This window comes from Bacteroides sp. AF39-11AC (assembly GCF_003474285.1).
Classification (GTDB): Bacteria; Bacteroidota; Bacteroidia; order Bacteroidales; family Bacteroidaceae; genus Bacteroides.
On the sequence record NZ_QROH01000004.1, the window covers coordinates 280,749 to 294,356 of the forward strand.

Annotated in this window: 10 protein-coding genes; 2 read left to right on the plus strand and 8 right to left on the minus strand. The window is 39.4% G+C overall.

All coding sequences use genetic code 11. The annotated features are described in order from the left end of the window. Positions 1-2 precede the first annotated feature (2 nt). The 3 genes from DW036_RS09685 to DW036_RS09695 form a co-directional block, all read right to left on the minus strand. Positions 3-1,946: a dynamin family protein gene (locus DW036_RS09685; RefSeq protein ID WP_118463640.1), complete on the minus strand. Its 1,944-nt coding sequence runs from the start codon at positions 1,944-1,946 to the stop codon at positions 3-5. 20 nt (positions 1,947-1,966) lie between these two features. Next, a complete protein-coding gene (locus DW036_RS09690; RefSeq protein WP_147401462.1) occupies positions 1,967-3,082 on the minus strand; it encodes a hypothetical protein in 1,116 nt (371 codons plus the stop codon). 257 nt (positions 3,083-3,339) lie between these two features. After that, the gene (locus DW036_RS09695; protein ID WP_118463646.1) at positions 3,340-3,930 is read right to left on the minus strand and encodes a sigma-70 family RNA polymerase sigma factor; all 591 of its coding nucleotides are present in this window, start codon (positions 3,928-3,930) and stop codon (positions 3,340-3,342) included. Between the two features lie 685 nt (positions 3,931-4,615). On the opposite strand from DW036_RS09695, the gene DW036_RS09700 reads away from it, so the two are divergent. Together DW036_RS09700 and DW036_RS09705 are read left to right on the plus strand one after the other, a co-directional pair. Then, complete coding sequence (locus DW036_RS09700; RefSeq protein ID WP_369906253.1) at positions 4,616-6,604, plus strand: tetratricopeptide repeat protein; 1,989 nt, start codon at positions 4,616-4,618, stop codon at positions 6,602-6,604. Between the two features lie 127 nt (positions 6,605-6,731). After that, positions 6,732-7,484, plus strand: a complete 753-nt coding sequence (locus DW036_RS09705; RefSeq protein ID WP_118463652.1) for a LytTR family DNA-binding domain-containing protein — start codon at positions 6,732-6,734, stop codon at positions 7,482-7,484. Between the two features lie 138 nt (positions 7,485-7,622). Here DW036_RS09705 and DW036_RS09710 read toward each other — a convergent pair whose 3' ends face one another. From DW036_RS09710 to DW036_RS09730, 5 genes are all read right to left on the minus strand, one after another. Beyond that, a complete protein-coding gene (locus DW036_RS09710; RefSeq protein ID WP_118463655.1) occupies positions 7,623-7,976 on the minus strand; it encodes a hypothetical protein in 354 nt (117 codons plus the stop codon). Between the two features lie 325 nt (positions 7,977-8,301). After that, complete coding sequence (locus DW036_RS09715; RefSeq protein WP_118463658.1) at positions 8,302-8,781, minus strand: hypothetical protein; 480 nt, start codon at positions 8,779-8,781, stop codon at positions 8,302-8,304. A gap of 9 nt (positions 8,782-8,790) precedes the next feature. Beyond that, positions 8,791-9,885 carry a DUF4249 domain-containing protein gene (locus DW036_RS09720; RefSeq protein ID WP_187374589.1) on the minus strand — a complete coding sequence of 365 codons (1,095 nt, stop codon included), beginning with the start codon at positions 9,883-9,885 and terminating at the stop codon, positions 8,791-8,793. A gap of 39 nt (positions 9,886-9,924) precedes the next feature. Further along, positions 9,925-12,654, minus strand: a complete 2,730-nt coding sequence (locus tag DW036_RS09725) for a TonB-dependent receptor (RefSeq protein ID WP_118463664.1) — start codon at positions 12,652-12,654, stop codon at positions 9,925-9,927. Position 12,655: 1 nt separating this feature from the next. Then, positions 12,656-13,537, minus strand: a complete 882-nt coding sequence (locus DW036_RS09730; protein ID WP_187374591.1) for a FecR family protein — start codon at positions 13,535-13,537, stop codon at positions 12,656-12,658. Positions 13,538-13,608: the final 71 nt, after the last annotated feature.

Below are 13,608 nucleotides of genomic sequence, written 5' to 3' on the forward strand. Positions count from 1 at the left end.
ACTCAGTCTACTTTAATAGATTCTAATAAGGAGTGTATTTCTTGCATGTCTGCTTTGTTTTCCTGCCATTTCTGGATAAGGAAATCAATAGCTGTAGCTACTTGGGGATCCTGTTTAGAGTCGGTAATTGCTTTTTTCATAGCATCGAGTTCTTTTTTATATTTGTCATATGTAGAGGTGACACTTTCTAATGCTTGTTGTCTGACTGCTAGGATGAATCCTTGATACAGGGATTGATATTTGTTATCGGCCAATGATGTCTCCACAAGTTGCTTTCGACAATTTAGTATGGTATCTTGAACATATTTTTTGAGTTGGGTTTTGTTCTTTTTCAGCTTTTCCTGAGTGGCTTTTTGGCTTCCGCTTATTGCACCCCAAAGGATGACACCGACCCCTAGAACTACTAGGACAGGTGCGACAACAGGTAATGTTGGAGCTACTAAAGCGGGCCAAAAGAAATTGGCAGAGCCAACTATCGTTCCTATGGCACCAGTCAAGGCAGTACCCATCAGCATTTCGGAACGAACACTTGCCACTTTCTCACGCATGGAAACATTCTGAATGTTTGGGTCTGCTACTTTATCGTCCGAGATTGAAATAGCGATACCCTCGGGTATTGCCATTTGGCATTCTTTGTTATATTTGCAGAGAACTGTCCCCATTTTTTGTTGGGCTATATCTGTCAAATCATTCCATTCCTGTTGAATTTCAGATAGTAACTTGTCTCCGAGTTTATTACTATAAAGGGTTATTTCTTCAGAAGATAGATTGTCAATTTCGTTTTCATAGTTCTCCGCAAATTTTCCTTTTAAAGAGAATATCTGGTTGAAATCTGATTCCATTGTTTTGAGAATAAGCTCCACTTCATTAAGGACTTCTTTGCGCTTACTTTCACCCATTTTTTCAGCAAAAACTTTACGGGCATTTTCATATTTCTTGACCATAGCATCGTATTGGGTGATAGCTTTTGCTATACCACTTTTCCTGTTTTGAAGAGTTTTTAAAACAGTTTGATAATATGAAACTGCAGCATTATATGCCATGCCTGCCCGGTAATAGCCTAATGTCAAAAAAACGAGGTTGATCATCTCATGCTTTACTTCATCGAAACCGGAGATTTCATAATTGAAATCTGCAGCGTCATTATCTTTTGCTTGTGCAGCTTCGAGAAGCAGTTTACTCGACATCTTTTGCATATTAACTCCAAAATAAAGTTCATTGCCTATTTCTTTATTTATGAGTTTAACATTGCGTGAGATAGCTTCATCTACACTTTCATTGCCATTTTCGTCAATTTTGGTGGTGACAAACATAATACCCGGTGTTATCTGGACAATTTCTTTGAGAAATTTAATTTCTATATTTTCCAGTGGAGACGGGTTGGCGACAAAGAGTGCAGCATCTGCCATTTTGATATATTGTTTTGTAATGGCAGTATGTTGAGGGTAAGTTGAGCCAATACCCGGAGTATCGATAATAGAAACTCCTTTGGGCAAGAAATCAAGCTTGGTATTAACTTGGATAAAAGCTATAGTCTTATCCGTTTCAATTTGGCCCTTCGTATCAATAACAGTTTGACTTCCAAACGCAGCCAATTGTTCTTCTTTAATTTGTTGTTTATCGCCATTGGCATAAACAACAAAAAAACTATCTTCTTCAGCATTTGAAATCTTAAACACTCTTGAGGTGGCTACATCAGTGCTTACCGGGAGTAATTCTCGTCCAATGAGAGCGTTAATCAGAGAACTTTTGCCATTCTTGACTTTTCCGCACACTGCAAGGTTAAATTCACCTTTTGCCATTAAATCTTTCGCGATAATGAATTCATTAGATGAATTAGGCAGTTCTACTTTGGGATATTGTTTGACAAAGGAAAGCATCTTTGTCATCACATCAAGTGTCTTTTTCTTGAGTGTTTCGGACGTACTTTGTATGTTATTGCTCATAATTATTATTTTGTAATAAACTATAGACTTAGATTATCATCATCTTCTTCTTCATCTTCATCAGGATCATCTGGTTCTTCATCCTGACCATAAATATCTCCAGTCGGATCATTTAGGGGACTATCTGGCCCATCTGGGTCGTGAAGAATATTCGGATCGGGTTCCGGGTCGTGATGACTGCCGAATCCGAAAAGACTCTTCATGGCTGAAACGAAAGATTCCCTGTCAAAATGATCCTGACCGAGAGTTTGGGTATTTCCTAATACTTGTTTATACTTAGCGCTGTAAGCTTCATAACTAATTTCGTTTCCGTTATCATCGTGTCCGATAGAGTTAAGATGTCCTTCGCTATAGTGGGCTGCAGCTGCCATTGGCATTGGGTATATTTCATCCGGTTGCAGAGGAAGGCTGTTTGCATCGACATATTGTTCAAATGCAAAGTTGGAAGGAATCATTCTTCCATTGATTTCGTCATATTGTAAAGGAGCCGGCGTCGTTGTTGTTACCATGAAACAGTTAGAGTCTTCCCAGGCGTCCATAAATTCATTGAGAGAATATTCGATACGTAAATCGCCTGCTCCAGGATCTGTGAGAATGATTGTAACATCCTCCGGATCATTGGGGTTTACATCTACACCGGCAACTACCAGCGCATGATTAGGAGTGTCGCCCTCGAAAATATCTCTGAAAAATTCTTTTGTCTGTTTAAAAATACTGCCTTCACGATCTGCCCATAATTCATTGGCATCCACACCAACAATAATACGATGTCCCTGAGCAAGTTCATTTACCAAATCGTATACTGTACAATCGATATCTTGGCGAACACCAATTCCACAGGCCTCCAAGAGGCATCCGATATATTGCATAGGAGTACCACCACCATCACTGGGATCATACCATCCTTGTTCTGTTGCGAAATGTTTAAGTTCATCCTGTGACACATCAATGCCATAGTCGCGTAAGATAATTTGCTGACTGCGTATTGCACAGGTTCCTTCGTTGCCTTGAAAAATTAGTGGATCGAAAGTAGTTTCGGAACCATTTCCTCTGTCTCCAAAAATTTTATGGGCTGCACTTGCTCCTAAGTTGCTGTGGCTGACCCCGTCATTGCCATTGTTAAGTAAGTCTTCCATGTTAAATATCTGTTTAAATGTTTCTATTTCTTCAATTTCTGATTCTGATAAATCATTCGCTAATAAATCCTCAATCGTTTCAGAAGAATAGTCTGGTGTGGTGTTTACTTCATCAGCCAATGCTGCTAAATCGGAATTATTGGCCAATATCTGTTCCACTTGCAATTCCTCTTCTATTGACAGGTTACCTTCAAGGTAGGCACCCAGCATTTCTTCTGAACTACCAAAACTATCGAAGATTAAAGATGTGTTGTCTATCATAACAATCCCTCCTTTCTGAGCACGTTTATTAGCTGCTTTTTAGCCAACTTATGCTTGTTGTAATAATTTGCCATTGTCATTTCTAGAATTTCTGCAGTCTCTTCGTTAGTCTTTCCTTCCAAGTAACGCAGACGGATGAGTTGACTATAACGTCGATGATGCATTTGCGACAGTACGGTCTCGACGTCCATTGCGTTGATTGAAGTTAAATCTATATCCAAAGAGTCACTACCAGACAATAATCTATCATCTATCCCGAAATTTTCTTCACCAGATGTTTCTATCCTCTTCTTATAAAGGTGTCTACAATGGTTTTCGGCTACAAGTTTCAGCCACATTGTAAGTGTACAACGTAGTCCGAAATCAGAAAGTGGACTACGGTTATTCTCTTTCTTGGGTGTTATAATGAGAACGTAGATTTCGTTGATAAATTCTATACATTCATTGCAATCGGTATAATACTTATTGAATATGGCCTTGAAAAGGGGATAACAATCTTTATAGAGATAATTGAAAGTGATTTCCTTATCTCTGTTAAGAATAGCTTGTACTATTTCTTGGTCGCTATATGGAGCATATCTTACCATTATTATTTTATCCTTTCCTATCGTTTAAGACTGATTTCTTTATAATATAATGTCTATTAATGATTTTATCATGTCACAATCTTGAGGCTTGAATGAGATGAATAATGTGAATAATAATCATATTATTTTTATGTTCAAAAGTACCTAATAATAACTCAAATACAAATCATGATTTAAATACAAAATGGTTTAAATCGCGATATTGTGGAGTATTAGGTCTAAAAAGAGGATTATCCTGATATTTTTAATTTGGTGTTAAAAAGAGTACTATGTAATTGAGTGAGCTATTATTGAGAGATAACAAGTAATGGCATTCTTTTTGTATTAGTAATAATATTGCATATGCATAACTTTTATGTGCTACGTTTGGATATTTGATTATCAGTTTCTTATAAAATATTAATTCCTTGTCGACAAGAAATTAATTTCCTGTTGACAAAAAGTTAACATCTTGTCGACAAACTCTTAACTTCTTATATGTAAGATGTTTGCTGTTTTTATATTGTTTTACAAATTGTATTAGATATTCTTTGTTTTCCAGATACGTCTATAAAAATTCTATTTAATATTCTTTTGTCTCATAAAAAAAACTTATGTTTGCAAAGGTCTTGACAATAACGTATCTATTAATTATGTATTTATGCAAAAGAGGGGGAAGAGGCAAGTAAGAGTCATCCTGTTTTTGATGGGAATACTAATAATATGGAATGCATGCACACCTCAGGAGCAAAAAGAGGTAAATCCTGAAATGCAAGCATTCGAAGCATTCTTCACAGCAAATGGAGATTCCGTATCTATTGCCCCTCGGAAAGTACGTACACAAGCATTGCAAAAAATGCGAGAAATTAAAGACAGTCTGGTACGTTATAACTATCTGATTGTGGCTTCTAAGACTTGTATGATGTCTTCTGATATGGATTCTGCCCGGCTCTTAATACAACAAATCGAAGATTTCACAGAAAGACAGCCGTTCTCTCTGCAGTTGGCAGATTTACAGTCTGATTGTTTTAATATGAAGGGGAATGTCTATGCGCGTACAGGGCATATGGATTCTGCAGAAGTTTATTTCCGAAAAGCTTATGAACTACGGATGCATGGCACTAAAATAGAAGTTGTACCTGATATTCTGATGAATCTGGCTGATGCTACTAACCGTTTAGGTAAATTGGACGTGGGAGCGGCATGGTACAGGAGAGCACTGTTATTGTGCGATTCACTAAATATCACTTCTACAAAGAAACCGCCGATTTATTATGGATTAGCACAGATATATGTGGCTTTGCGTGATTTTGAGCAATGTGATTATTATTATAATCTTGCGGCCAGAAGCTATGAGGACATGTTGCCTTTTGAGAAGCATTTCTATCTGAACAACCGCGGGACTTCTTATTATTATCGGGGAGATTATGAAACGGCTATCGATTATTTCCGAAAAGTTACTGATCTTGTTGAAGGTTATCCCGATATGGTTTTCGAGTTGAACTTGGGTTGGTTGAATCTGGGAGATTGCTTTTTGCAAGTGGATGAGCCCGATTCTGCAGCTAAATATATCAACAAGTGCCAACCTTTTTTTGAGAAAACAGGAATAACAACTGCACTTTATTATATTGATACACAGAAAATAAAATTGGCACTTATTCAGAAAGACTTGCCTAAAGCTTGGCGTATTTTATCAGAAAGCATAACTTCACCGGATGTTGATCCAGATATGGTGAACATACGCAATAAGTATCTGCAGCAATATTATGAAGAAACGGGAGATTATCGGAAGGCATATTTTTATTTGAAAGAAAATAATCGGATGGATGATTCTATCCGTAATGAGCGTGTAGAGATGCGTACGGCTGATCTGGCCTTGCGTTACCAGCAGGATTCTACCGTGATGGCGCAAAAAGTTTTTATCCGGGAAAAGGAGAATGAAGTTCTTGAACTTCGGCAGATGGAGACCTTATGGATTGCCCTTACCACTATTACCTTACTGGTGGTTGTTTTTGTCTATCTGTACAGTAAGAAGAAGCGTGCGTTATTGTTAGCTCAAAACCGTCGTACAGTTTCTTCACTCCGTTTGGAAAATATCCGTAACCGCTTATCTCCTCATTTCATCTTTAACGTACTTAATCAGGAAATGGCAGGAAGGAAAGCGGAAGAGAAGCAGGAACTATCTTCCTTGGTCAAACTGATGCGGCGTAATTTGGAACTGGCTGAGCAATTATGTGTCACTTTAGCGGAAGAACTGGATTTTGTGAAAACCTATATCGATTTGGAGCGTCGCTCATTAGGGATAACTTTCCATCCGATGATAGAGATTGGTGAAGGTGTGAATCCTGAGCAAGTTCAGCTGCCTTCTATGTTGATACAGATTCCTGTAGAAAATGCGGTGAAGCATGCTCTGAAAGAGAAGGAAGGAGAAAGAAATTTGTGGATTATTATTGCTCGCCAAGCCAATGGAATTTCTATTCAAATCAGGGATAATGGTGGAGGTTATCGTCCAAATAGCCGGAACAGGGGAACTGGTACAGGTATGAAAGTTATTATGCAAACAATTCAGATATTGAATATGAAAAATAAGGAAACAATAGATGTAGCTATACATAATGTTTCTTTATCCAATGGTGAAATTGGATGTGAAGTCACTTTCCTACTGCCGGATAAGTATGATTATAGGATTAAATAATAATGTTTAATCTCGTTTTTAGCAAGGATAGGACGAATAATCACCGGATAATCTATAAAATCACTTTGAGGGTTTTGCCTGAAAACAATATAATCTCTACATTCGTCAAAAGATACATGAAATAGACATGGATAGATATAAAGTTATAATAGTTGACGATGATGATGTGGCACTCGAGAATTTGACTTTCGAGTTAAGTAAAGATGTGCGTTTTTCTTTGGAAAAGACAGCCCGGAATGGTAAGCAAGCCAAAAAAGTGATTGCTAAGATACAACCTGATTTGCTTTTTCTGGATGTGGAAATGCCGGATATGACGGGTATGGAACTGCTGGAGGATATTCGGGATGATGTTTCGTGGAATATGCGGGTTGTTTTTTATACAGCTTACGACAAATATATGATACAGGCCATTCGTGAATCTGCGTTTGACTATTTATTAAAACCTTTCGAAGAGCAAGAATTGAAAGATATATTGGCACGTTTTGTGAAACAGGCTGAGGCGAGACAAAAAGCGGCATTACCTATGAGAATGCCACTGCATAGTGGACAAACGTTCATTGTATTTACTCCGACAAATGATATGCGTGCATTGCGTTCTGCTGAAATTGGTTTTTTCCGGTATTGTTCCGATCGCAGGCAGTGGGAAGTGGTGCTTAATAATCAGCCGCCGTTGGTCTTGCGCCGTGGAATGACTGCTGAACAGATAATTCAGTACTCGCCTTGTTTTGTCCAGATACATCAGTCCTATATTATTAATATTGATTATCTGATGATTATTAAAGATAACAAATGTATATTGTATCCTCCTTTTGATAAGATAACGGAACTTTTAGTCTCAAGAAAGCATAAGAAGGAACTACAAGACAGATATTGTTTGTAAATGAAATATATATTGGTTAGGGAGTCGGCACTTAAATAGTGTTGACAAAGGAAAGAGGGCGCTAAACGTAATATTCAGCGCCCTCTTTTACAATTTATTTATTAATCAAAAAGGATATTCCTAATTATCGACATGAAATTATTTCATTTCGATACCCTTGTTCTGCAAAGTGACATTCAATACTCTTGCATATTCAGCATATTGTTTGTCAGTCAGTGCTTTTTTCATCAACTTCAAGTTTCCATAAACTGCATTGTGAAGTTTCTTTTTCTGATCCTTCTTGGCAGTTGTAGCGCGTTCCATCTGTGTAGAGAAGTAATTGCAAATGTTTGCTACTTCTTCATGCTGGTCAGCGGATAAATTCAAATATTTACTCAACTTGGTTACGTTGATGTTACCATCCCATTTTGCAGTTGTAGGTTGATTTCCTGCTGCAAATGTCGTAGCAGTCAGGCAGACTACTGCCATTAATGTTAATCCTAAACGTTTCATAATACCTACTTTTAATTTGTTATACCTAAAAACAATTCTAACTCTAAAAATCTAATACCTATTGAAAACAGCTCTAAGCGCTTAGCTTTTTCTTTTTACCTGTGCAAATATAGGAATATGTTTTATAACACAAAAACGAAAAAGAAAGAAAGTGCTGTTTAGATGACTATTTCTTGATGTAGATCAATTATATGGTGTTATTTTGATTGTTTGAGGCGTTTTTTGTAATATGAATGTAATATGGTTATCGTACACGGTCGATCAGAATGATAGTGGATGCTTTGCGTGGAATGTATAATGGGCTATCGGGCGGACATGAGTATATTCAGCTTCTGGCTGATTTCTTCAACAATTTCACGGGTGGCAAGTGACAGACATTCTGCCTGACTTTTACCTCCAGGCGATATACAGAGTCAGCGGGAACTTGATTGTCTTTGTTATCTATTAATTGGAAGCAGGTACTACTATTACATTCGGTTAATAATGCATCCGTGAGGAATTCACGATAAAGTTGGCTGAGAGAATGCTCACCCAGCCGTGTGCGGAAGCGATCCTGTTGCCTATTAAAGATAATCAGTGGAATGAAGAAACCACCTTTCCGCTTGATAGTGCTGTAATAATCAGTGTTGGAGTAATCTATAAAATCCAGATAGATGCTGTCTTTGACTTTGCCGGTATATTCTTGCGAAATAAGCTCATAGAAAAGATTGCTACGCATGCCATTCAATTCTTTCTGCATGCTGCGCGAACTTCGGCAGGAACAGAAAGACACGGCTATTAACAAGAGAAGAATATAATGCTTCATGGTATAATCTTATTGAGTATATGGTGGTAAGTTTTCATTGTCAATAATCTCATCAGGCAGCTGCATTGTCATTCTTGTTTCCGAACTGATTCCTACAAATCCGAGCCCACCTTTTACATTGCTTGGTATGATAATAGGTTCCATGAGTGCTTCCTCATAATTCCCCGATTCCAGAGTGTTTAGGGCTTTTAAATAGCGGAATTCAGCTTCACTGATACTGAGCAGGCGAATGGTGATATTTATAGAGCGGCGGGTGACGTTATAAAGCCACGAGTTGTAATTATGATAAAGTTGAGTATAAACCTTCAAAGTACAGGTAGCACCAGAAAAGCGGTCATCGGTGAAGACATTATATTTATTTTCAATGTAACTACCGAATAAATCATCTTCATCATCTTCACTATTGCTGGGATTTCCATCTGTTAGTATCACATCTTCTCGATTGATGATATTTGTTTCCCTGGCATAGAGAACGGTATCTATGAGGCTTTCGTATTGTCCGTGAACAGTAATGTCATGCCATATGTCCAAGCGGTAGTAATTTTTCTCATCAGGGCGGTCTTGTAGAGTTACTTTAAACTGGCGATGGGTTTCCCATCCGCTGTACACTCTGATGGGGATGAGACATGTATCTATTTGGATGGAGTTTACCGGATGAGGAACGGTAACTTCGGCTGTTGTATGATATTTGCCTTTTTCAGCTATGGCCTCCAGACAAATATGTTCACCGGCTTTCAAAGGGGTAGTAATTCGGAATTTCTTGCGTTTTGCTATTTCAGGGAGATTATTGAGGGGGGCATTAGGATCGTAGACCATATCCAGGCTGCCAATAGGCTTGAGTGGGGGAAGTTCTTCCGCCTTTTCTACAAGCTTCCCGTTGACATATAGGTTTACAGTAGCTTCTTCTACGTGTGAGAGGCCATGTGTACCACTTAGGTTGAGATATACGTAGTTTTCCGGTTCTCCTGCATCAAGGAGGGCGTTCATAATGAGTTGTGGCTCACTGTGAGCTGGAGTATAGGGGATTTCATTCTCACAGGAGATTGAGAAGAGGATGATACCTATATATATAAGAAGGTGTAAAAAGCAAATTCTTGTTTTCATTTTTTTGTTTCCGGTTCTATGGTTATTTGTTGTCATATCTTAGAACTTGTATGTATAGGTGACAGACGGAATGATCGGTAGCAAAGTTATTTTTTTTATGAATAGCTTTGATGTATTATAACCACCTGTGTATTTACCGTGTTCATCTTTATAGGCGAGGTAATCATAATCGCGCCGTTTGCCATAAACGAGTGTTGGGTTCATTGAATTATAAGCATTGTAGAGACTGATGTTCCAGGTTCGAATGCCATGTTTGGTTTTCTTGTTAAAGTTCACTCCAATGTTCAATCTATGGCTGGCAGGTAGACGGTAGTTATTACGTTTGGAGATGTAGTCAGTTTGCTCTATGCTGCCATCAGGTTTGAGAATGACCGTTTGCTGTTCCGGTAAGGTAACTGTTCCGCCACTATTGTATATCCAGGAAGCACCAATGTCAATGCGTTCACTGAATTTATGGTTTAGGCAGAGGCTAATACTGTGCCGGCGGTCGTATTTATAAGGAAAACGCTCACCATCGTTGATACTGCCGTTTTTGAATTGGCGATCTGCTTTAGCCAGAGTATATGCCAACCAGCCGGTGGTTTTACCTATGGTCTTTTGCGCCATGAATTCTATACCCATTGAACGCCCTTGGCCCATTTCCACCTTTTTTTCCCAATTGGTTGAACTACCAAAGAAAGAAACCCCATTCTGGTATTCCAGTACGTTTCGCATCTGTTTATAATATCCTTCAATGGAGAACTCCCAACCCCGGATTCCGGTATAATATCCGCCTAAAGAGTATTGATTGGCACGCATAGGACGTATGTTTTTGGTAATAGGTACCCATAAATCTGTAGGCATGGCGAGTGGAGTGGAGGAGAGTTGGTGCACATATTGAGCCATCTGAGAGAAAGATGCCTTTACTGAGAAATCATGATCGAATCGATAATGAACGGAAAGTCGCGGTTGTATAGAGAAATAATTCTTCCCCTGTGTATTGAACAGAGAAATGTGTACTCCTGCATTCAAGCTGGTGCGGCTACCTATATCAAAATTATCTTCTGCATAAACGGAAGCCTCATGTCCATGCAGGTAACTGTTCGAAATACTATTATACAAGGTATCTTGTTCAGTTACACCATTCTCCTCTTCTTTCATTTTCGAAGTATTGGTTTCAGGACGGAAAGTATGGTATAGGTATTCTACACCAAACTTAATGTGGTGTGAAGGAATAGGTGTATAGTCGAAGTCAGTCCGGAAACTCCAATCGCGGATTCCTGAACGATACTCAGAATCGTATTGATAGAAGTAGGACCGTGATGAAGAGTAGATATTTTCTTCTTTTGCTCTGCCTTTTAAGATCATACGATAACTGTTGAAGGCTACGGTTGTATTGCTAAACAGTTTGTTGGTAAATACGTAATTCCAGCGTCCTGCAACGATTGTATTTCCCCAGTTCAGTCCATTTTTGCTTTCATAATAATCGCTAGTACCGTAACTCTCTTTGAAATTGAAGTGATAGTGATCCTTCCCATGATAAAAACTCAGGAAAAGCCGACTGCGATCGTTAAACTTATGATTTACTTTGGCATTGAGGTCATAGAAGTAATAATTGAATTCATCACCGTCACTGCTGAAAGCTTTTCCCATAAAAGCTGTGTGCGTGGTACGTCCACTAATCGAAAAAGAAGTGCGATCTTTGATAATAGGTCCTTCCAAATGTATTTTATCAGTGAGTGTACCTATGCTCAGTGCACCATGATAACGTTTCATATCCCCGTCGTTGGTACGCACATCTACAATAGACGAAAGACGTCCGCCATAGCGTGCCGGAAAAGAACTCTTGAACAGTGTAACCTTTTTCACAGCTTCGGGTGTGAAGATAGAGAAGACACCCAATAGGTGGTCAGCATTATATATAGGAATACCGTCCAGCAATATCAAGTTCTGATCCGGTCCTCCACCACGTACATATAAACCGGAGAAGCCTTCGGTTCCTGCCTGTACACCTGGCATTAGCTGGATGGTTTTCAATATATCAGCCTCCCCCAGTACAGCGGGTGTATGTTGTATTTGTGCCATGGGAATCTCATGTGCACCCATGGCGGTGGCTTGGATACCAGCTTCCTTTTTATCCGAAAGTATGATCACTTCCGCCAGTTCGTTATTAGTGTTCAGGCGAATATTGAGCACGGTGTCTTGGTTTAGCGGGAACGAACTGTGCTGTGTTTCGTACCCTAAATACGAAAAACTTAATTCTGCATCTCCCTCAGGTAAGGTGAGGGTATAGAAACCGAAAGGATTGGTGGCAGTGCCCACACGCTGACGACTATCGAGAACATTGGCACCAATCAGCGTCTCGGAAGACGCTCCGTCCGTCACGTATCCGCTGATCGTGAACCGTCGGCTTACGGTTTTCTGCGGCATGGGCCGCTTATGTAGCAAAATATGTTTTCCTGATATTTCGAAGCCTATAGGCTGCATTTCAAAAGCCTTCCGCAGGATTTCATTGATAGTGAGATCGCGGACAGCCAATGTGATACGGCTATTCAAGCGTACTTCTTCTCCATAGATGAAGCTGTAACCGGTTTTTTGTTCCATTTGTTTCACAAACTCTTCCAACGTAGCATTTTGTAGTTTAATACTAAAACGCGTTTGTGAAGGGTTGGCCTGTAAAACACAAGTGGCAAGTACGAGTGTACTTTGTAGAGTACAGGTCGAGAGGAGAACCGCTCCCACCAGGAATAATTTCCTGATGGTGCGGGGTGAGCAGATAGAGGATTTCATTCTAGTTTAATTTTTGTGTGATCGTTATAGTGTCATTCGTTTTTGTGTATCCAAACTTTTGGTTGCGACAAAGCAAAGAAAGGATTTCTTCCAATGTTTCACCATCGGAAAAAGTAGCCGTCATGTGGTAGTTCTGCAAATCAGCATCTTCTATACGAATGTCCGTATGAAAAGCATTGGAAAGTTGCCGGACAATTTCTTGCAGAGGAATACTTTTAAAAAGCAGTGTTCCGTTTCTCCAGACGATCTCTTCCGATGCATCCTTTTCGGAATGTAAAGTTAAGCTCTTTTTATCCTTATTGTAAATGGCACTTTCGTTAGGTGAGAGCACCAGGCGTTCTTCTTCTTTACCGATGAGGCTGACAGCAACAGAACCTTCCAGTAACGTTGTTTTAACTTGCGCATCTTCGGGATAGGCTTCGATATTGAAATGAGTACCCAAAACTTGTACTATAACCGCTTCGGCTTCCACCTTGAAAGGGTGTGCCGCATCCTTACTGACTTCGAAGTAAGCTTCACCCTGCAACTGTACTTTCCGGTCTTTTCCTCTGAACCGTTCGGGGTAAGTCAGAGTAGAGTAGCGGTTCAGTACAATTTCTGTTTGGTCGGGTAGCGTTATACTACGTGTTTCTGCCAGTGTGGATACGGTTTGCAATGGTACCGGGGCGAACATATAGTATGCCCACCATCCCAGTACGCAAAGCACGGCAACGGCTGCTGCACTCGCCATAGTGCGCAATGAAAGAATGCGGCGTTGCAGACGTGGTAACCGTTTTTCAAGAAGTATCCAACTGTTAGCTTTGGAAAATTTTCCTCTCGGCGAACGGGTGGAGGCTACGAGTTTATTGAGTATTTTTTCAAAATCTTGTTCCATGTTCTTCATCTTTCTTTTCTATAAAGACAGGTGAAATGAAAAAACTCCCTACGCTAAATCCTTTTTAAATTGAGAAATTG

Coding starts and splice junctions, on each gene's coding strand:
- DW036_RS09690 (WP_147401462.1), bottom strand. CDS start 3,082: ATGGAAGACTTACTTAACAATGGCAATGACGGGGTCAGCCACAGCAAC.
- DW036_RS09705 (WP_118463652.1), top strand. CDS start 6,732: ATGGATAGATATAAAGTTATAATAGTTGACGATGATGATGTGGCACTC.
- DW036_RS09730 (WP_187374591.1), bottom strand. CDS start 13,537: ATGAAGAACATGGAACAAGATTTTGAAAAAATACTCAATAAACTCGTA.
- DW036_RS09700 (WP_369906253.1), top strand. CDS start 4,616: ATGGGAATACTAATAATATGGAATGCATGCACACCTCAGGAGCAAAAA.
- DW036_RS09715 (WP_118463658.1), bottom strand. CDS start 8,781: ATGAAGCATTATATTCTTCTCTTGTTAATAGCCGTGTCTTTCTGTTCC.
- DW036_RS09695 (WP_118463646.1), bottom strand. CDS start 3,930: ATGGTAAGATATGCTCCATATAGCGACCAAGAAATAGTACAAGCTATT.
- DW036_RS09720 (WP_187374589.1), bottom strand. CDS start 9,885: ATGAAAACAAGAATTTGCTTTTTACACCTTCTTATATATATAGGTATC.
- DW036_RS09685 (WP_118463640.1), bottom strand. CDS start 1,946: ATGAGCAATAACATACAAAGTACGTCCGAAACACTCAAGAAAAAGACA.
- DW036_RS09725 (WP_118463664.1), bottom strand. CDS start 12,654: ATGAAATCCTCTATCTGCTCACCCCGCACCATCAGGAAATTATTCCTG.
- DW036_RS09710 (WP_118463655.1), bottom strand. CDS start 7,976: ATGAAACGTTTAGGATTAACATTAATGGCAGTAGTCTGCCTGACTGCT.